We start from the raw sequence: 18,651 nt of genomic DNA on the forward strand, positions 1-18,651 counted from the left end.
GCGTGGCGCGCCTTCAGGACTCGCTATCAGTATCGATAGCGGTTTTTTCGGTGATCAGCATGCGTTCACGCGGGTCGCGTTCGGCGTTGCTAACCCGTGCTGATTCCCCCTGAATGACCCGCTCGTGGAGCATCGGGATCGCCGCATCGGTGCGCAGAATAGCGGCTTCAGCGTCGATAATCGCTTGGCGGCGTGCTTCACCGGTGGGCTGCTGTGAAGCGTTGGCAAGCGCCTCATCAACGGCCGGGTCGCAAAGCTGGGCGATATTGAAAGAGCCTTCGCAGGCGAAGTCGCTGTACATGTAGGCCACCGGGTCGCCAGAATCCAGCACAGTGGCACGCGACAGGATAAAGGCATCAAACTCACCGGCTAACGCGTCGGATTCAATATGCGCGTACTCGCGTACTTCCTGCGTCACCTTGAAGCCAGCCTGGGTCAACTGCTGCTCAAGCAGGACGGCGACTTCCGGCAGCTCAGCGCGATCAGTAAAGGTCGCCAGAGTGATTTCGATGCCCTCTGGTGCGGCAGGCGCGGTACGGTCGTCTATTGAGGTGCGGTAGTCGCTTGCCCAGGCCAGTGCCGGACCCAGTAGACCTTCGGCAATATCGGCACGACCTTCGTAAACGGTCTTCACAATGGCCGAGCGATCAATCGCTTCACGCGCGGCCGCTCGCAGGCCGGGGTCCGCCATGGGGCCTGATTGGGTGTTCAAATACAGCGTGTTGGTGCGCGGCATGGGCACTTCGTGCACCAGCGCCTGGTCCAGCAGCGCCACTTGCGATACCGGAATGGCTTCTACCGCATCGGCGGTGCCGGTTCTCAGGGCAGCGGCGCGCGCCGTACCGTCGGAGACATAATCCGCATCGATACCAGCAATGGCGGCGGGCTCGCCCCAGTAATCATCAAACCGGTCAAGCGTGGCGCTGGTGGTGCCATTGATCTCTTTCAAAACAAAAGGGCCGGTGCCTGCTTCGATGGGATTTACTCGGCCATCGTCGCCATAGGCGCTAGCGGCTAGAATCGCCAGCTGCGGGCTGGAAAGCCGGTTGGCAATTAGTGGGTCGGCTTTCTCGGTACGCACCAGCACGGCATTGTCGCCATCGGCTTCAATGGTCATGTTGACGCCGTCCAGAATACGCGGCTTGGGGGCTGCTTGAGTGGCGGCTGTCAGGGAGTTCACGACGTCGTTGGCGGTCAGCTCGGTGCCGTCGTGGAAAACCACACCGTCACGAATCACAAAGCGCCACGTTTGATCGTCCACTTGCTCCCACTCGGTCGCCAGGAACGGCTGCGGGTCACTGTTGGTATCCAGACGAACCAGAGTTTCAGCGTTACTCCAGCGCGATAGTTTAAACGCGTCGTCGGATAACGGACTCAACCCTGAACGCGGCGGCTGAAGCATCGCGACGCTAATTCGCTCGTCGGCGTCTGGTGAGGCAGAGGTTTCATCACGCTGATTATCAAAGCAGCCAGCGAGTAGAAAAGGCGCGGCCAGGACAGCGGGTAACGATAGGCGAAACTTGTGGCGTAGCATTGGGGAGTCTCCATGTCAGGAACAGAAGTAGACGTTAACAACAGCCGCCAAACGTTCGTAAGCAAACGCTTGGACGCCATGTTGGCGAAACGGATTATTCGTCGCGGATAGGTTGTTTATAAGCCCGCTATACAAGCGCCCCCACGTCCGTCGGACGACAGTGCGGGTAAGCGCAGGTAGGCAGTTGAGAGACGGCCTTGATCAAATCAAGCGTGATGGGATGGCGAGGTGTGCGCCAAAGCTCTGTGGTAGGGCGGTCTTCAACAATCCTGCCGTCGTCCATTACCAGGGTGCGCTTGCAAAGGTTGGCGACCACGGATAAATCGTGGGACACCATCAGCAGGCCTGTGCCGTTCTCATCGCAAAGCCGCTTCAGCACGTTAATCACCTGGGCGCGCACCGGCAGGTCAAGCCCGCTAAGCGGCTCGTCGGCCAGTAAAAAGCGCGGGCGGGTAGCGATGGCTCGGGCAATGGCTACCCGCTGCGCCTGGCCGCCAGAAAGCTCATGGGGTTTGCGGTCCAGGAATGAAGTGCCCAACCCCACGTGCTCAAGCGCTTCCTGGGCGCGCTCAATCGGGTCGCACTTCACCTGAAGGCGAATCAGCGGCTCAGCAACCAGTGCGCGCACGCTCATTCGCGGGTCAAGCGAAGAAGCCGGATCCTGGGGAATATACTGAACCGCTTGGCGGTACCAGCGCAGGCGGGCCGTGGACGCGGGGCGCACTACTTTATGTTGGCAGGTAATTGACCCACTATCAGGCGCTTCAATGGCTAGAAGCGAGCGTAGTAGGGTGGTTTTACCCGAGCCGGACAAGCCCACCAGCCCCACACGTTCGCCGGGGTAAAGTGTAAGGTCAACATTGTTGATGATGTGCTTACGCTCACCTGCTCGCCAAAACACCTCACGTGGCAGCGTGACGCTTTTATTAAGCCCGCGTGCCGATATAAATGCTTCTCTACCCACGAGTGCTTCCTGACGACTAAACGGTAGGGGGCTTTGCATCAGGCGCTCTTTAAGTAATCAACGGATAGAGGTTCGGCCACGCTCGTGAACTCGGCTGGCTGTACGCTGTGTGCCGCGGCCACTAACTCTTGAGTAAAGCGGTGTTGTGGGGCAGTAATCAGCGTATCCAGCTCACCGCTTTCAATCATGACGCCGCGCTCGATAACCACCGCGCGTTGGCACAGCTGAGCGGCGGCGTGAAGGTCGTGAGTGATAAACAGCAGAGACGTGGCCGTTTTGCCGGTATGTTCGCGCAGGGCGCGGAGTACCTGCGCCTGGGTGACGACATCCAGTGCGGTCGTAGGCTCATCAGCAACGAGCAACGAGGTTTTACAGGCCATGGCAAGCGCGATACACACGCGCTGGCGTTGACCACCGGAAAGCTCGGCAGGCGTGCGTTTAATCAACCGCTGAGGGTCAGGAAGCCCCATCGCTTCCAGTAACGCAATAACGGCCTGCATGGCCGCTTTACGCGATAAGCCGTGGTGGCGCGTGAAGGGCTCGCGCAGCTGGGAGCCGATAGTCACCAGCGGGTTGAGCGCCGAAAGCGAATCCTGAAACACCATGGATACGCGGGTTTCATTGCGCCGCTGTGCAGCAGGGGTGTGAATAACGTCCTGGCCAAGAAGGCGAATGCTTCCCTGTACCTGAGCATTAGGCGGTAAAAGCCCTAACACCGCTTTCGCGGTAAATGATTTTCCCGACCCCGATGCGCCCAATAGGCATACGCGCTCATCGGCCATCACGTCAAAGGAGAGGCCATCAACCACCGGCTGTTGGTCAATTTGAATGCGCAGATTACGCACGGATAAAACGGGGTCGCTGCACATTGCCAACATCTCAAATCAGGCCATTAAATCGCTATTAATGGTTATGATATAACGTTTTCTATGAGGTCGACAATATGCCGTAATAAAATCCGGGGGCAGAGGAAGAGAGTAATAGAAAGAGAGTAATAGAAAGAGAGTAATAGAAAGAGCAGGTGCGGGAGTGATGAAAAATGTAGCAGAGATGACAAAAGGATAGACACAAAAAAAGCGCTGACGGTGCAGCGCTTAATGCATACCGGGCAGCAGGCTGCCCGGGGGATGGATTTATTTGGAGGAGGCCGCGAGAACGTCTTCGCTAAAGTTCGTGGCAGGCTCATCGACCGTAAAGGTCGCGCGGCTTAAACGACGTACACGCTTCATAAACAGGGCGATGCACACCAGCGTACCCAGTGCCGCCACCACATAGCTCACCTGCAGTGGCAGGCCAAAACCAATCGGCGCATAGGCGATATAGGTAAAGGTAGCCATGGTCATGAAGACCGCCGGAATTGACGTAATCAGGTACGGTTTGCGCGATAGCACCAGATACATCGTGGCGACCCATAGCGCGATCACGGCGGTGGTCTGGTTTGCCCAAGAGAAGTAACGCCACAGTAGCGTGAAGTCCATGTGGGTGAGTGCGTACGACACAACAAACAGAGGTACGGCGATTAGCAGACGCTTAACGATCGGGCGCTGATCAATTTTCAGGTAGTCGGCAATGATCATGCGTGCGCTACGAAACGCGGTGTCGCCAGAAGTGATCGGAAGAACGATAACGCCCAGTACCGCCAGCGTGCCGCCGACGGCGCCAAGCATGGTGGTGGATACTTCGCTTACCACGGCCGCAGGACCGCCCGCTGCCAACACGTTAGAAAGGCTTTGGTCACCGTGGAACAGGCTCATGGCTGCTGCTGCCCAGATCATGGCGATAATGCCTTCGGTGATCATCATGCCGTAAAAGATTTTGCGCCCGTTAGTTTCGTTCTGAGTGGTGCGAGAAATAATGGGCGTTTGCGTGGCATGAAAACCCGAAAGCGCGCCGCAAGAAATCGTTAAGAACAGTAGCGGGAAGATAGGTGCGCCTTCGGGATGCATATTTTGGAACGAAAGCTCAGGAATCGGCGCGCCCGTCACGATCATGCCAATGCCGATACCCGCTGCGCTGAACAATAACAGCGCACCAAAGTAGGGGTAGATGCGGCCGATCACCTTATCAATCGGTAGTAGTGTCGCAATCAGGTAGTAGACAAAAATCGCCATAATAATCAGGGTAAGTGATATCGGCGTCATATTGTCCAGCAGCGCGGCGGGGGAGGTGACAAATACGGTACCCACCAGCAGCAGTAGTAAAATCGCAAAGCCATTAACCACGTGCTTCATGACTTTACCCAGGAACTTGCCCGCCAGTTGAGGCAGGTGAGCGCCGTGGTTGCGAATCGAGATCATGCCCGTTAGATAATCATGCACCGCACCGGCAAAAATACACCCAACTACGATCCAGACGAAGGCGACCGGACCGTAAAGTGCGCCAAGAATAGGGCCAAAAATGGGCCCGACACCGGCAATATTAAGTAGTTGGATAAGCGAGTTACGCGTTGTGTTCATCGGTACGTAGTCGATGTTGTCACGCATACTATAGGCAGGCGTTTGACGCTTGCGATCAGTGACAAAGACCCGTTCAACGAATTTACCGTAGGTAAAATAACCCACGATTAACAGCAGTATCGAGACGATAAAGGTAATCATGTTGGGCACTCAGTGGTCAGGGGATAATGAAAGACGACAGATGAAAAATCAGCTAGGGCGCTGATTAGTTGGCAGAATGTACAGTGTCGTTAAGCAAACCGCTTTAAGACTTTAGTGGCCCACTGAGCGTAATGACACACATCAATATGAAAACGGGCAGCCTTAGGCTGCCCGGTCATCTTCTTGCAAAACGTAAGCGCGTTATGAAGGTGTCACACCGCAGAGCATGCGCGCACCACCGCCACCCAAGTGTGGCTCGTCTTCATACGTGTCGCCGCCCTCATGAATAATCAGGGCGCGGTCTGTTATGTCGTCCATGCTCAGCCGAGGTGCCAGCACGGGCAGGTTCGCTTCCCCATCGTCGTTGACGGTCAGTACCGGCAGGTCACCCAAATGGCCTTCGCCATAAGGACCCTGATGAGTATCGGTATTGTCCGGGTCGTAGTGGCCGCCGGCGGCCTGGGCAGCGGTCATTTCGCCGTCATCGTTTTCGGCCGGTTCGCAGCTGGGGTTCTGGTGCAGGTGGAAACCATAAATACCTGGCTCTAGACTGGTGATGGAGGGCGTCAGTAACACACCTCCGAGTTCGGAGCTTTCAATCGTCACGGTACCGAGCGCATCGTTTACACCTTCGGACGTTACCTCGTGCATATTCACTTCAAGCGATTCGCTCTCATTGGTTTGAGCACTAGCGGTAGTGGCCAGTAGCAGGGCTGCGGCGATACCGGTGAGCGGAGCTGAATAACGCATGGTTCGTTCTCCTTTCCTGTTCCGTGGAAGCCCCCGAAGGGGTGCCTTTACAAGGTAGTTGCCGAGTCCCCATGTTGCCAACGCTGGTTGGCTAGCTTTAACCTAACGTTACGGATGACATCAGCCTGCCCAGCCGCGACAATAGCGCCTCGTTTTTACCCAGGAAGTGCTATGTTGCCGCTTAGAATCCTCTATCAGGATGAGCACCTTGTCGCCGTGCATAAGCCCGCCGGGCTTTTAGTACACCGCTCGGCGCTGGCACGGGGTGAAACGCAGTTTTTGTTGCAGCAGCTGCGTGATCAGATAGGCAAACGCGTTTATCCTGTGCACCGGCTGGACCGGCCGACGTCGGGCGTTATTGTGTTTGCCCTCTCCTCGACTGTCGCCGGGCTTTTAAGCGAAGCGTTTAGTGAACGCCAGGTCGAAAAGCGCTACCTGGCGGTGGTGCGTGGCAAAGCACCTGATGAGGCGCGTCTGGACTATCCGCTACGTGAAGAGGATGGCTCGCGGCCTAAAGCAGAAATGCCTGCGATGCCCGCCATGACCGATATACGCCGCCTGGACAGTGTTGAGCTTCCCGTTCAGGTCGACCGCTACCCAGTAGCCCGTTATTCGCTTATGGAGGCGCGCCCGCTTACCGGGCGCCGCCATCAAATTCGCCGCCATTTATCCCGGCGCGGTTACCCCATCATTGGTGATGCTAAGCACGGTAAAAGCGTCCACAATCGCTTTTTTGCCGACCAACTGAATGCGCCACGCTTGTTGCTGGCGGCTACCCATTTAGCCTTTGATCATCCCGTGCGGGCTAAACGGGTTGCGCTAACCTGTGCCCTGGATGACACCATGACCGCCTTATTCCATCATTTAGGCTGGGCAGGCCACCTGCCGTTGGACAGCGTGCGGACACCGCCGCTGACAGCGCCTTCTGCCCTTCAAACGCTTTAAAAAGAGCTTGCCATGTCTACTACGCCTTCACATCCACCGGTTGCCCCGGCAAGTGCTGTGCCAGCCTCTGCTGGCACGGCTTCTAACGACCATGTTTCTAACGACTATGTTTCTAACGACTCTGCTCCTAACGACTATGAGTTACGGTTTGGCGGTATTCGGCGCCTTTACGGGCAGCGCGCGGCTACCGCGTTTCGCCATGCGCATGTGGTGGTGGTGGGCGTAGGTGGCGTAGGTAGCTGGACAGTGGAGGCGCTAGCGCGCTCAGGTATTGGTAAGCTTACCTTGATCGACCTGGACGATGTGTGTGTCTCCAACGTCAACCGTCAGTTGCACGCGTTGGATGGCACTATCGGTAAACCTAAAGTGGATGTGCTGGCGGAACGCTGTCGCCTGATTGCGCCTGACATCGACATCGTCGCTGACACGGCATTTGTCACCCCCACGAACCTGGCCGAGCGCATTCCCGAGGACGCCGACCATGTAGTGGATGCCATCGACAGCGTTATCGCCAAGGCCGCGCTGATTGCCTGGTGCAAGCGGCGTAAAATCCCGATTACCGTGACCGGTGCCGCCGGTGGGCAAACCGACCCCACACGTATTCAAGTGGCCGACTTAACCCGTACCGAGCACGACCCGCTGTTATCCAAAGTGCGCTCGCGCCTGCGTCGGGATTACAACTTCTCGCGCAACCCCAAGCGGCGCTTCTCGGTCGAGTGTGTTTACTCCGACGAGCAGCTGGTGTATCCCGGTAGCGACGGTGAAGTGTGCCTACAAAAGCCCGGCAGTGGCGATGCCACTCGATTGGACTGCGCCTCGGGCTTCGGCGCGGCCACGTTCGTCACCGGCACGTTCGGCTTTGTCGCAGCCTCCAAAGTGCTCGAACGCCTGGCTAAAAAAGCCAACCAGCCAGCCACTCAGAAGGAAATCCAATGACCGCCCCCGTTCCCGGTATTTACCGCCACTATAAAGGCGCACTTTATGAAGTGGTTGGCACTGCCCACCACAGCGAAACCGAAGAGCCACTGGTGATCTACCGCGCCCTTTATGGTGAGTACGGGCTGTGGGTGCGCCCGCTTGAAATGTTTGCCGAGACCGTTACTAAAGAGGGCCAGACCCAACCACGCTTTGCGCTTGAAAAGGCGTTTTAGAGCACTCTTTGAGCAGAGCAGATGGCTAATTCAGGCTGAAAAGCCGCCGCTTATTCCAGTACGTCACCATCAGGAAGCTATATGTCCTCACCGACGCCGCAACAAACGCTGAAAGACGTATTCGGTTTTGATGACTTTCGCGGCGGCCAGCAGGCCGTGGTCTCCCGGGTGTTAAAGGGCCACTCCACGGCGGCTATCTTCGCCACCGGTGCGGGGAAGTCACTGTGTTACCAGCTGCCCGCGCTGCATCTACCCCATTTAACGCTGGTGGTGTCGCCGCTTTTAGCGCTGATGCAGGACCAGCTGGCCTTTTTAACCCGGCATGGCGTGGCGGCGGCCACTATTGATTCTACCCAGAGCCGCGACACCGTGCGTGATGTGATGGAGCGCGCCAGAAGCGGCGAGTTGAAGATTCTCATGGTGTCGGTGGAGCGGCTCAAGAACGAGCGTTTCCGGAATTTTCTGCGCCAGGTAAATATTTCGCTGTTAGTGGTCGATGAAGCCCACTGCCTGTCTGAATGGGGGCATAACTTTCGCCCGGACTATCTCAAGTTACCCGAGTACCAGCGCGAGTTCGCAATCCCTCAAGTGTTGCTGCTGACCGCCACGGCCACGCCTGCGGTGATCGCCGACATGGGCGAGAAATTCGCCATTGATCCAAACAATGTGATTACCTCCGGCTTCTACCGGCCCAATCTTGAATTACTGGTGCACCCAGTGGCGGGTAGCCGCCAGCAGCATCTGGTTGATTGGCTAAAACCCCAAATGCAGCCGGGCAATGAAGCGCCCAGCATCATTTATGTCACCTTGCAGCAAACTGCTGAACAGGTAGCCAGCGCCTTGGTTGCCCAGGGAATCAACGCTCAGGCGTATCACGCGGGGCTGGATTCATCGCGCCGGGATGAGATTCAGCGCCAGTTTATGAGCGGGGAGTCGCCGTGCATCGTGGCTACCATTGCGTTTGGCATGGGCATCGACAAAGGCAATATTCGCAACGTCGTGCACTTTGACCTGCCCAAATCCATCGAGAACTATAGCCAGGAGATCGGCCGGGCAGGGCGCGATGGCTTACCTTCCACTTGCCTGACCATGGCAGGGCGCGATGGCCTGCGCGTGCTGGAAAACTTTGTGTATGGCGATACGCCGGAATACGTGGGCATTGTGCGCTTGCTTGAGGAGATCGCCGCCGCCGGTGCGACGCCCGAGCGCCAATGGGAAGTGCTGCTCAATGTGTTGTCACGCGATACCAATATTCGCCTGCTGCCGCTGAAAACCCTGCTCGTACGGCTGGAAATGCACGGCATTATTGCACCGCGCTTTGCCTTTCTGGCGGAATACCGGCTGCGTTATCACACTGAGCCCGAGGCGCTGGTCGCGCGCTTTCAAGGCGAACGGGCGATCTTTGTCCGCCTGCTGGTCGACAACATCCCCATCGCTCGCACTTGGGGGAGCGTGGATTTTGAACGGCTACATGCGGCTGGGCAGGCGCAGCAGATTGATGCCTCCCGCGCCCGCGTGATCACCGCTCTTGAGTACTTTCAGGACAAAGGCTGGCTGACGCTGGAAGGCAAACGAATGACCGATGTGTATGACGTTCGCCAGCCGGCATTCAGCCTTGAGAGGCTGGCGAGCCAGCTATATGACGAGTGTTTAGTGCGCGAGCAAAGCGAGATTGAGCGGCTACAAGCGATGCTGGCGCTCTTTGAGTCCGATACATGCCTGACTCGGCGTTTAACCGAGCACTTTGGCGATACCACGTTAAGCGCAAACGACGACAGCCGGTGCGGGCACTGCTCGGTCTGCTATGGGCATCGCGTTCAACTGCCCGCCGCGCCGTCTTTACCGGCACTGGCAGACGCCGATTTCAGCCGTTACACCGCGCCCTTTATTGAGCGCCATACGGCGCAAACGGGCCAGCCTCCCAACAGCCAGCGGCTAGCCCATTTTTTGTGCGGCCTGAGTATGCCGGTGTTTACACCGCTCAAGGCGCGAAGCCTTGATGGCTTTGGCGTATTCGAACAGCGCGCCTACCCTGAAATACGGCAGTGGGCCCTTACCCTTGGCGCTTACCCCTGACGCAGCGTAATGCGGGTGAGTTCTGAAGGCTTGCCTAAGCGCAGTGCAAAGCCAGGCCAGAGGCCGGTACCGTTATTGACGTAAAGCGTCATTCCGTCAACATCGTAAAAGCCCGAGACAAAGCCGTTATTGGCCAAGGCCACAATACGATCAAACCCCCAAATCATGCCGCCGTGGGTGTGGCCGGAAAGCTGCACATCAACCCCAGCGGCAGCTGCCCTGGCGGCATCAAAAGGCTGGTGGTCGAGCAGGATAATCGGCGCGCTAGCGGGGGCGCCTGCGATTGCTTCGTCTACATCCGGTGCAGGCCAGCCGGTGCGCGGCGCCCTTAAATCGGTGATGCCAGCAAGTACCAGGTGGGCGTCGTCTCGTGTGATCACAGCATGTTGATTGGCCAGCGTCTGCATACCAAGTGATTGGTAATGTGCCATCCACTGCTCGTACCCAAAGTAATATTCATGGTTGCCGGGGCTTGCATAAACGCCATCCGGCGCCGAAAGCGCTTGAAGCGGTGCTACATCCATCCGTCGGGTTTCAAGGTCGCCGTCGATCAGGTCGCCGGTAATCACGATTAAATCAGGTGCCAAGGCGTTGGTTTTGGTGACCACTGCTTTAACCCATGGCGCCTCAAATAACCGGCTGATATGCAGGTCGGTTAAATGAATAATTTGATACCCGTCAAACTGCGTGGGCAGCCCTGTAATGGTTACTTCAACCTCCTTCATGGGCGGTACGCGTACTGCCTGGTTGACCCCAAAGGCTGCGATTGCCAGCGCGATGATCCCGATCGCATAACGTAACGAGGCTGGGATTTTAAGTCGCCGCCTTTTTGCTGCCATTAAAAGAAGTGTTACCGCATCAACGATGAGTTGTAACAGCGCCAGGAAAAGAACGGTGCCGAACAGCCAGTTGATCATCAGCACCATACTTCTGGGTACCTCGGGGGAAAACATGCTGCCAAAGGCCAAAAACGTCAGCAGGTGATGCTGTGACACGAGCAGCAGTAACGCGCTAAGGGCAATCTTGACCCATAACGGCCAACGCAGCGGTGCCAGAAAACGGACAATAACCATCAGGCAGGGTATGGCAACGATGAAGTGAAACATCAAAAGGAACTCGTATAAGAGAGTGGGCGTAGTTATATAGATAAACGACTAAATTAGCTATTCATCAAGAAGGTGTGAAAATCGCGTGGTTCAACGCTACGTGCATTCGCTAAGCGCTTTCGATACGTACGTTCGCTAAGTGTTGCCACTAAGTACGTTCATCGGGCAGGCGTCTTTCGCGCCAGTTATCCCACGCGGGAGCTGGACCCACCATGTCAAACAGATGATCCAAAAAGGCGCTTACCTTTCGCGTATGCAGGCGACGCTGTGCGTACAGTACATGAATATCGCGCCTGCCGGGGGCCACCTCGCAGCGCCACGCTTCAAGCACGGGTAGCAGTTTTCCCGAGGCCAATTCATCGGCGATTAGCCAAGTCGGAAACATGACAAGCCCGTGCCCCATGAGCGCTGCTTGTACCAGGCTTTCGGCATCATTGCTACAAAGCGGGCCATCCACCTTGCAGGTCAGCGGTTGGCGCTGTTCGGGGTGGTGGAAGTACCAGCGCTGGCGACCCATTTCACCCTGGTAAAGTAGGCAGCTGTGCTGAGCCAGGTCATCAGGCGTATTCGGCGTGCCTGCATTGTGCAAATAGCTCGGCGCGGCGGCCACCACGTAATTCATCGGGGCCAAGCGGCGTGCCACCAGCGTAGTGTCAGCAAGCTCACCTACGCGAAAGGTGATATCAATGCCCTCGCGTACTGGGTCAGTGAGTTGATCGGTCAGCATTAACTCGACGTTGACCGCCGGGTAGCGCCGCTGAAAGCGATGCAGAATAGGCATGATTTGACGCTGACCAAAGGCGACCGGCGCGTTTAAGCGCAGCACACCGGAAGGCTCAGCATTTGGCGCTGTCAGCGCTTCGGTCGCCAGGTCGAGCTGTTCAAGGATGCCTCGCACGTCTTGATAGTAGCGCTCACCGGCTTCGGTCAGCGTCACTGCCCGCGTGTGCCGATAGAGCAGTTGCTGACCCAACGCTTCTTCCAGGGACGCAATTTGGCGCGAGATAGACGACACCGCGCGATGAAAATGACGAGCCGTGGCGGTAAAGCTGCCGGTCGCGGCAACGCGCTCGAAAACGCGTAATGCATTGAGATCCATTGAGTTGCGCCTACAGCAATAAAGATTTGCGGTTTTTCCAATTGTAGCAACTTTGGCTGCTGTCCAGAATAAGCCTCAACCGATACGAGCCCAGCGTTCGTCGATTTTAGAACTCACTTTGTCAACACTTGCTGGATTGATGCGAGTTATCTCATTTGGATAAGGAGTCAATAATGCGTAAAGGCAACGCGCTTGTCGTAGGCGCGACAGGAATCACTGGCGGTAACCTGGCAAGCTATCTTAATGCCAGCGGCTGGACTGTTTATGGTTTATCACGCCGCGCCACTACCCAGACCGGTGTTATCCCTGTTGCCGTTGATCTGTTGGATCGCGAAGCGACCGAGAAAGCTCTGGCCGATTTACCCATCACGCACGTGTTCTACTGCACCTGGATCAAGCGCGATAGCGAAAAGGCCAATGTCGAGGCCAACAGCGCGATGATGCAGAACCTGCTGGATGCCTTGCAGGGCGCGAAAATTAAGCATGTCTCGCTGGTAACTGGCACCAAGCAGTACCTGGGGTCTTTTGAGAGCTACGGCAGCGGCAAGACCGAAACGCCATTTCGCGAATCCGCGCCGCGCGTACCGGGTGAGAACTTCTACTACGCCCTTGAAGACACCCTGTTCGCCACCGCCGAACGTGACGGCTTCAACTGGAACGTGCACCGCCCACATACCGTGATCGGCTATGCCTTGGGTAACGCCATGAACATGGGCGTGACGCTGGCGGTTTACGCGTCTATCTGCAAAGCAACCGGCAAGCCGTTTACCTTTCCAGGCTCGCAGACTCAGTGGAATTCACTGACCGACCTGACCGATGCGCTGGTGCTAGCGCGTCAACTGGAGTGGGCGGCCACTACCCCGGGGGCGCACAACGAAGCGTTCAACACCGTTAACGGTGACGTTTTCCGCTGGCGCCGGATGTGGCGTGAAATAGGCGAGTTCTTCGAACTGGAGGTGACCGATTGCTCGGAAACGCCGCTGCCGCTGGAAACACAAATGGCCGATAGCGCGCCAATCTGGGCCGACATTGCTGAAAAGCATGACCTTGTTGAAGCCGATGTGACCAAGCTAGCTTCCTGGTGGCACTCTGATGCCGACCTTGGTCGTGAGCTTGAGTGCGTTAACGATGTGACCAAGTCACGCGATTTCGGCTTTGACCACTTCCGCGAAACCCGTGGCGCGTTTTTTGATCTGTTCACCCGCCTGCGCGCAGAACGTATTATTCCTTGAGTCATACCGCTTTCAGAAAAATCGCCACCGGGGTGCCTAATGGCACCCCGTTTTGCATTGCTACCCCTAAGCACATTCTTGGGTGTACTAGATCAAGTGCGGTGATGATAAAGTTTCTTCGTCTTCATGTGGATTTGGCCTGATCTAACAGGCGGCCCACCGGGCTGCTAATCAGCTAGATCATGGGGATGAAGTTAGCCACGTGCGTGGGCCCGAGTTGCTTTGACCGGCCTGATCCCGTGCGCTTATCCGCCGGGCAGCATGCCCGCCGAAGAGGCGTTTTTCGACGCTGATCATATCGTGAGTGGCGCCAGCCAGCTTCGCGTAAAACCTTCAGGGATATTACTGGCGGTTAATGCCCGTTATGACTGCACTATTAAGCGTGGTGGTAATTTGTAGCTACCTTTCTATTAGTGCCTGCTATCAAACACGTAGCGCAGAGTGGTTTCGCTTGCTGGACTCTAATAACCTTAATGAATAAAAACTATTTTTAATATTCTTTTTTGTGTTTATGATGTGCATGTAACGGCTACGCTGTCTTTACGCCTGCCACGCCTACACTCTGCAACAGGCAAATGATCTTTGCCGATGAGGATGCTTCTGATGACTCGATCACGTCGTTTAAACACGTTAGTCGCCGCGCTTACCTTCAGTGTGGCAGGTGGTTTTGCTGCGGTTCAGGCCCAGGCAGATACGCTGCGAGTGGGCATGTCGGGCGGCTATTTCCCGTTTACCTTTGTGGAGCGCGACGAACTCAAGGGCTTTGAGGTCGATGTCATGAACGCGGTGGGGGAGGTCACCGGTGATGATGTCGAGTTTGTAACGGCGAGTTTTTCGGGACTAGCAGGCATGTTGGATTCTGGGCGCATCGACACTATTGCCAACCAGATAACGATAACGCCGGAGCGTGAAGCTAAATATGTGTTTACGGCGCCCTATGTGTATGACGGTGCGCAGGTCGTTGTCCGGAAGGGTAATGATGCTATTAACGGCGTTGAGGATCTTTCCGGTAAATCGGTTGCGGTTAACCTGGGTTCCAACTACGAGCAGTTGTTACGCGAGCTGCCGAACGCCGACGACATTGATATCCGCACCTACGAATCCAACGTAGAGCAGGACGTAGCATTGGGGCGCACCAATGCCTTTATCATGGACCGCGTTAGTGCGACTCAGGTGATTAAGGAGCGCGGTTTGCCGTTGGAACTGGCGGGCCAACCCTTCACCGTTATCGAGAATGCGCTGCCGTTTCGTGACAACGAGGCAGGCAATGCCCAGCGCGACCGTGTGGATGAAGCGTTAACTGAGCTTCGCGATAACGGCACGCTGCGTGAAATTTCCGAAAAATGGTTTGATACCGATATCACGCAGCAGCCGGAATAACCGCTACGCTGTAAACGGAAGCCTGTATTGAACGCGGCCGTGGGTAATCCACGGCCGTTTTGCTTATAAGCGATGCTGACATGCTAAACCTGGATTATATGTGGGGGCTGTTACCGGTCCTTTTAAGCTATGTGCCGCTCACGCTTGAAATGGCGACCCTCGCCATGCTGCTGGCGCTGGTGCTTGCCTGTCTTCTGGCCGTGATTCGCGTGACCCGTGTGCCGGTGTTGAACGGCTTTTCGCTGCTGTTTATCTCGTTTTTCCGCGGCACACCGCTGTTGGTTCAGCTTTTTCTGTTCTATTACGGACTGCCCCAACTGGTGGAGGCGTTGGTGTCGATTAACGGCATAACCGCTGCTGTAATGGGCCTGACGCTGCACTTTTCCGCTTATATGGCTGAGTCTATTCGGGCGGCCATTGTGGGGATTGACCGCAGCCAGACAGAAGCAGCGCTCTCTATCGGCATGACGCAGTCGCAGCTAATGCGGCGTATTATTCTCCCTCAGGCGACCCGTGTGGCGACGCCCACGTTGATGAACTACTTCATTGATATCATCAAGGCGACGTCGCTGGCCTTTACGCTAGGTGTTACGGAGCTGATGGGGGCCACACAAAAAGAGGCCGCCAGTAGCTTTCTCTATCTGGAGGCTTTTTTACTCGCGGCGATGATTTACTGGGTCATAGTGGAAATTCTCTCCTGGGGGCAGCGTCGCCTGGAAATTTACCTGAATAAGGCGTACCAACGATGATCTCGCTTGAGGCCGTTACCAAGCGCTTTGGTAAACAAGATGTATTCACCGACATTGATTTGTCGCTTGAGCGGGGCGAGATTATTGTCATCATTGGCCCTTCAGGCACGGGTAAGTCAACGCTATTACGCTGCATTAACTTTTTAGAGCGACCTGAGTCTGGGCGTATTACCGTCGGCGATGTGCGCGTGGATGCGCAGCAGGCGAGCCGTGCCGATATTTTAAAGCTGCGTCGGCGTACCGCATTTGTCTTTCAAAACTATGGTTTGTTTGCCAACAAAACGGCGCTTGAGAACATCAGCGAGGGCATGATCGTCGTTGATAAAATTCCCAGGGAAAAGGCCCATGCCCGCGCCCGAGAAATTCTTGAGCGGATCGGGCTTTCAGATAAAGCCGATGCTTACCCGGCAGCGCTTTCTGGCGGGCAGCAGCAGCGTATCGGCATTGGCCGCGCCATGGCCGCGAACGCCGATGTCATTCTGTTTGATGAGCCCACGTCATCGCTGGACCCGCAATGGGTGGAGGAAGTGCTGAGCCTGATGAAGCAACTTGCCGCCGAGCAGCAAACCATGATTATCGTTACCCACGAGATGCAGTTTGCGCGTGACGTAGCGGATCGCGTGATATTTATGGATGAAGGGCAAATTATTGAACAAGCACCGCCCGAGGAGCTGTTCACCGCCCCCAAGGACCCGCGCACGCAGCATTTTCTGCGCAAAATCCTTGCCCCAACAGGCCAGCCGCTGCCTTAAAGCGTGCTGCTATTAGTGGTAGCCGCTATCTTTCATGATTACATCACTGGGCTGAAAATGGTGGCAACGTTATCGCCGATGCGGCGTAACAACGAGCGATGAATGACCTGGTCGGGGACCACTTCATTGGCATCGGAAAGCCACGCGTTTTGGCGTTCTCTAATGCTTTTCGCTACGTCGGGGGAGTGCAGTAGAATATTATTCTCGAAATTAAGTTCAAGGCTGCGCCGGTCCATGTTCGCCGAGCCGACTAGCGCCACTGCTTCATCCACCACCAGTGTTTTTGCATGTAAAAGGCCACCACGAAATTCGAATATCTTCACGCCAGCGGCAACAAGCTGCGCGTAATAGGCTTTGCTGATGGCGCCTACCACAAAGGAGTCGTTGCGCTGGGGCAGGATGAGCGTGGTTTGAACGCCGCGCCTGGCGCAGCCAATCAGCGCCGAAAGCAACGAGGCGTCCGGAACAAAGTAGGGGTTCGAAATCACGACTTCATGCTGGGCGCAGTGTAGAAGGCTGGCGAACACATCCGACATGGCGCCTTTAGGTGACAGCGGCCCGGTGCCAAAGGCAATAGCCGCGCTGGCGCTGTTCATGGCTTCCGTGCTGGTTTCTGTGCAGGATGGCGGTACTTCCCAGGCAACATCAAGGTGCTCGTTGGATTCGATCAACCAGTTGGCCGCAAACAGCAACTGGTTTTGCATCACTACTGGCCCCTCGAAACGCAGCATGATATCTACCCACGGCGCATACTTCGCCTTGACACGAAACTCGGGGTCGGCGCAGTTCTGGCTTCCGCAGTAGGTTAGGCGGTTATCCACCACGACGATCTTGCGATGGTTTCTAAGGTCTGCGCGGTTTCCAAGCAGTGCGTCAAGCCCAAAAGAGACCTTCAGCGATACGCACAGTTGAACACCGGCGGCTTTCATTGCGGCCCAGTGCTCTGAACGGGTAAGTGCTCGCGAACCAATACCGTCCACAATGATGCGGCATGTCACGCCACGTTCAGCCGCGCGCTTAACGGCCTCTACAATCTTGAGCCCGTTGTTGTCAGTAAGCCAAATATAAAAGGAGATATGAATGCTCTCCTTGGCGGCATCGAAATCTTCCACCATCGCGTCGATCGCTGCATTGGAGTCGGCGGTTAACATGGCGGTGTTGTGGTTAGTGACGCCGCTATGCGCCAGATGCTCACAGGCGCGAAAGGCGGGCCGAAAACGGTCTGGTACATGCTCCAGAGCCGATGTTTTCCCTATGTTATAGGCTTTTACCAACCGTGTGACGGTGCCAATTGCTTTGCGTCGTGACCGGCGCGATATCCAGGGTTCGCCAAGTAGCAGGTAAGCTATGATGCCTAAACCAGGTAGAAACGAGAGAATCAATATCCATGCGGCTCGGGAGGCGGGCTCTTTGCCCTCTACCGTCAGCACGCGGATCACCAGGGCGACGTAGGCCAGCATATGAGCGGCAAACCAAAGAGAAAAATCCGACATAGTGAGTCCGTCTTTAATAGTGAAGTTGTTCGAGAGTCTGACTATCCCTGAACGCCATAGGGCCTCCATTAGTAGCCACGGGGGCCGTGCGGCTAACGCAGGCCTCAGAGATAAACAAGCTAGCGGATCGGCCGCCAAAGAACGCCGCTGCAAACACCGGTTTTTTATATTTAATAGCAATAATGTAGAAGATGCTGGGCAAAGTCCATGTCGCTTCTTTTGAGAGCGCCTTGTAAACCATTCGGTTGGCCGGCTGATGCAATAAAACATTGACAACGTGTGGCAAGCAAGAATAGTGCGTGATAGACTACGCCATCCTCTCAGACAAGACCCGTGGGCGGGCAGGCAATTTGACTGCCGGTCACACTATTTGACAGAGCTTAAAGGCTTGTCGAATCAATTGGTTGTTAAGGAAAGTCGCGTTATGGGCAGCTTTTAGAGTGAACATGAGCGTGGCGAACACATAGTTAATCCGTTGCCGAATTTGCGGCAACCTTTATTCTCCAAGGAGATACCTGTGGCGAACAGCAAGCAAGCACGCAAGCGCGCCCGCCAGGCCGAGACTCGTCGCGTCCTGAAAGCCAGCCAGCGCAGCATGGTCCGCACCTATATCAAGCGTGTGATCAAAGCGATCAACACCGGCGACCACGGCAAGGCGATGGAAGAGTTCAAGGTAATGCAGCCGGTCGTTGACCGTATTGCTGATAAAGACGTGCTGTCCAAGAAGAAAGCAGCGCGCCTGAAAAGCCGTTTGAACAAGCGTATTAAGGCACTGGCGGCGTAAGCCGGCAGGCGCCATAAAAAAACCGGCTACGGCCGGTTT

Annotated in this window: 17 protein-coding genes; 9 read left to right on the top strand and 8 right to left on the bottom strand. The window is 56.0% G+C overall.

Annotation, left to right across the window (positions count from 1 at the left end; genetic code table 11):
* Positions 1-13: 13 nt before the first annotated feature.
* The 5 genes from ACT3TC_RS08740 to sodC all read right to left on the bottom strand — a co-directional run bounded on the left by ACT3TC_RS08740 (position 14) and on the right by sodC (position 5,845).
* Entirely contained in the window at positions 14-1,534 is a 1,521-nt protein-coding gene (locus ACT3TC_RS08740; protein WP_444621815.1) for an ABC transporter substrate-binding protein, read from the bottom strand.
* 127 nt (positions 1,535-1,661) lie between these two features.
* Positions 1,662-2,537 carry an ABC transporter ATP-binding protein gene (locus ACT3TC_RS08745; protein ID WP_444621816.1) on the bottom strand — a complete coding sequence of 292 codons (876 nt, stop codon included), beginning with the start codon at positions 2,535-2,537 and terminating at the stop codon, positions 1,662-1,664.
* Positions 2,537-3,376, bottom strand: a complete 840-nt coding sequence (locus ACT3TC_RS08750) for an ATP-binding cassette domain-containing protein (protein WP_226913700.1) — start codon at positions 3,374-3,376, stop codon at positions 2,537-2,539. Before ACT3TC_RS08750 ends, ACT3TC_RS08745 begins: the two co-directional genes overlap by 1 nt.
* Positions 3,377-3,631: 255 nt before the next feature.
* Complete coding sequence (locus ACT3TC_RS08755; protein ID WP_444621817.1) at positions 3,632-5,095, bottom strand: carbon starvation CstA family protein; 1,464 nt, start codon at positions 5,093-5,095, stop codon at positions 3,632-3,634.
* 201 nt (positions 5,096-5,296) lie between these two features.
* Positions 5,297-5,845 (bottom strand): superoxide dismutase [Cu-Zn] SodC, encoded by a 549-nt coding sequence (gene sodC / locus ACT3TC_RS08760; protein ID WP_444621818.1) that lies wholly within the window; start codon positions 5,843-5,845, stop codon positions 5,297-5,299.
* Between the two features lie 171 nt (positions 5,846-6,016).
* Between sodC and ACT3TC_RS08765 the strand changes: the two genes are divergently transcribed.
* From ACT3TC_RS08765 to ACT3TC_RS08780, 4 genes are all read left to right on the top strand, one after another.
* A complete protein-coding gene (locus ACT3TC_RS08765; protein ID WP_444621819.1) occupies positions 6,017-6,790 on the top strand; it encodes a pseudouridine synthase in 774 nt (257 codons plus the stop codon).
* Positions 6,791-6,802: 12 nt separating this feature from the next.
* Positions 6,803-7,726, top strand: coding sequence for a tRNA cyclic N6-threonylcarbamoyladenosine(37) synthase TcdA (gene tcdA, locus ACT3TC_RS08770; protein WP_444621820.1), 924 nt, complete (start codon positions 6,803-6,805; stop codon positions 7,724-7,726).
* Entirely contained in the window at positions 7,723-7,941 is a 219-nt protein-coding gene (locus ACT3TC_RS08775; protein WP_444639767.1) for a DUF1653 domain-containing protein, read from the top strand. Before tcdA ends, ACT3TC_RS08775 begins: the two co-directional genes overlap by 4 nt.
* An 81-nt stretch (positions 7,942-8,022) precedes the next feature.
* Entirely contained in the window at positions 8,023-10,017 is a 1,995-nt protein-coding gene (locus tag ACT3TC_RS08780) for a RecQ family ATP-dependent DNA helicase (protein ID WP_444639769.1), read from the top strand.
* Here ACT3TC_RS08780 and ACT3TC_RS08785 read toward each other — a convergent pair.
* Positions 10,008-11,123, bottom strand: coding sequence for a metallophosphoesterase (locus tag ACT3TC_RS08785; RefSeq protein ID WP_444639771.1), 1,116 nt, complete (start codon positions 11,121-11,123; stop codon positions 10,008-10,010). The genes ACT3TC_RS08780 and ACT3TC_RS08785 overlap by 10 nt on opposite strands.
* A 148-nt stretch (positions 11,124-11,271) precedes the next feature.
* The gene (locus ACT3TC_RS08790; RefSeq protein WP_444639772.1) at positions 11,272-12,222 is read right to left on the bottom strand and encodes a LysR substrate-binding domain-containing protein; all 951 of its coding nucleotides are present in this window, start codon (positions 12,220-12,222) and stop codon (positions 11,272-11,274) included.
* A gap of 173 nt (positions 12,223-12,395) precedes the next feature.
* Here ACT3TC_RS08790 and ACT3TC_RS08795 point away from each other — a divergent pair, with 173 nt between their 5' ends.
* The 4 genes from ACT3TC_RS08795 (at position 12,396) to ACT3TC_RS08810 (ending at position 16,335) form a co-directional block, all read left to right on the top strand.
* A complete protein-coding gene (locus ACT3TC_RS08795) occupies positions 12,396-13,454 on the top strand; it encodes an SDR family oxidoreductase (protein ID WP_444639773.1) in 1,059 nt (352 codons plus the stop codon).
* Positions 13,455-14,057: 603 nt separating this feature from the next.
* Positions 14,058-14,834 (top strand): amino acid ABC transporter substrate-binding protein, encoded by a 777-nt coding sequence (locus tag ACT3TC_RS08800; protein ID WP_444639775.1) that lies wholly within the window; start codon positions 14,058-14,060, stop codon positions 14,832-14,834.
* Positions 14,835-14,914: 80 nt separating this feature from the next.
* Entirely contained in the window at positions 14,915-15,583 is a 669-nt protein-coding gene (locus ACT3TC_RS08805; RefSeq protein WP_172118967.1) for an amino acid ABC transporter permease, read from the top strand.
* A complete protein-coding gene (locus ACT3TC_RS08810; protein ID WP_427389997.1) occupies positions 15,580-16,335 on the top strand; it encodes an amino acid ABC transporter ATP-binding protein in 756 nt (251 codons plus the stop codon). Before ACT3TC_RS08805 ends, ACT3TC_RS08810 begins: the two co-directional genes overlap by 4 nt.
* Positions 16,336-16,373: 38 nt before the next feature.
* On the opposite strand, the gene cls is transcribed toward ACT3TC_RS08810, so the two are convergent.
* A complete protein-coding gene (gene cls, locus ACT3TC_RS08815; protein WP_444639777.1) occupies positions 16,374-17,828 on the bottom strand; it encodes a cardiolipin synthase in 1,455 nt (484 codons plus the stop codon).
* A gap of 517 nt (positions 17,829-18,345) precedes the next feature.
* Between cls and rpsT the strand changes: the two genes are divergently transcribed.
* On the top strand, positions 18,346-18,612 hold the full coding sequence (gene rpsT / locus ACT3TC_RS08820; protein WP_009097974.1) for a 30S ribosomal protein S20: 267 nt from the start codon (positions 18,346-18,348) through the stop codon (positions 18,610-18,612).
* Positions 18,613-18,651: the final 39 nt, after the last annotated feature.

The organism is Halomonas sp. AOP27-A1-41, from assembly GCF_052378605.1.
Classification (GTDB): domain Bacteria; phylum Pseudomonadota; class Gammaproteobacteria; order Pseudomonadales; family Halomonadaceae; genus Vreelandella; species Vreelandella citrativorans.

What these genes read in the sequence shown, in the direction of transcription:
- ACT3TC_RS08740 (WP_444621815.1), bottom strand. Translation starts at nt 1,534, where the DNA reads ATGCTACGCCACAAGTTTCGCCTATCGTTACCCGCTGTCCTGGCCGCG.
- ACT3TC_RS08745 (WP_444621816.1), bottom strand. Translation starts at nt 2,537, where the DNA reads ATGCAAAGCCCCCTACCGTTTAGTCGTCAGGAAGCACTCGTGGGTAGA.
- ACT3TC_RS08750 (WP_226913700.1), bottom strand. Translation starts at nt 3,376, where the DNA reads ATGTTGGCAATGTGCAGCGACCCCGTTTTATCCGTGCGTAATCTGCGC.
- ACT3TC_RS08755 (WP_444621817.1), bottom strand. Translation starts at nt 5,095, where the DNA reads ATGATTACCTTTATCGTCTCGATACTGCTGTTAATCGTGGGTTATTTT.
- sodC (WP_444621818.1), bottom strand. Translation starts at nt 5,845, where the DNA reads ATGCGTTATTCAGCTCCGCTCACCGGTATCGCCGCAGCCCTGCTACTG.
- ACT3TC_RS08765 (WP_444621819.1), top strand. Translation starts at nt 6,017, where the DNA reads ATGTTGCCGCTTAGAATCCTCTATCAGGATGAGCACCTTGTCGCCGTG.
- tcdA (WP_444621820.1), top strand. Translation starts at nt 6,803, where the DNA reads ATGTCTACTACGCCTTCACATCCACCGGTTGCCCCGGCAAGTGCTGTG.
- ACT3TC_RS08775 (WP_444639767.1), top strand. Translation starts at nt 7,723, where the DNA reads ATGACCGCCCCCGTTCCCGGTATTTACCGCCACTATAAAGGCGCACTT.
- ACT3TC_RS08780 (WP_444639769.1), top strand. Translation starts at nt 8,023, where the DNA reads ATGTCCTCACCGACGCCGCAACAAACGCTGAAAGACGTATTCGGTTTT.
- ACT3TC_RS08785 (WP_444639771.1), bottom strand. Translation starts at nt 11,123, where the DNA reads ATGTTTCACTTCATCGTTGCCATACCCTGCCTGATGGTTATTGTCCGT.
- ACT3TC_RS08790 (WP_444639772.1), bottom strand. Translation starts at nt 12,222, where the DNA reads ATGGATCTCAATGCATTACGCGTTTTCGAGCGCGTTGCCGCGACCGGC.
- ACT3TC_RS08795 (WP_444639773.1), top strand. Translation starts at nt 12,396, where the DNA reads ATGCGTAAAGGCAACGCGCTTGTCGTAGGCGCGACAGGAATCACTGGC.
- ACT3TC_RS08800 (WP_444639775.1), top strand. Translation starts at nt 14,058, where the DNA reads ATGACTCGATCACGTCGTTTAAACACGTTAGTCGCCGCGCTTACCTTC.
- ACT3TC_RS08805 (WP_172118967.1), top strand. Translation starts at nt 14,915, where the DNA reads ATGCTAAACCTGGATTATATGTGGGGGCTGTTACCGGTCCTTTTAAGC.
- ACT3TC_RS08810 (WP_427389997.1), top strand. Translation starts at nt 15,580, where the DNA reads ATGATCTCGCTTGAGGCCGTTACCAAGCGCTTTGGTAAACAAGATGTA.
- cls (WP_444639777.1), bottom strand. Translation starts at nt 17,828, where the DNA reads ATGTCGGATTTTTCTCTTTGGTTTGCCGCTCATATGCTGGCCTACGTC.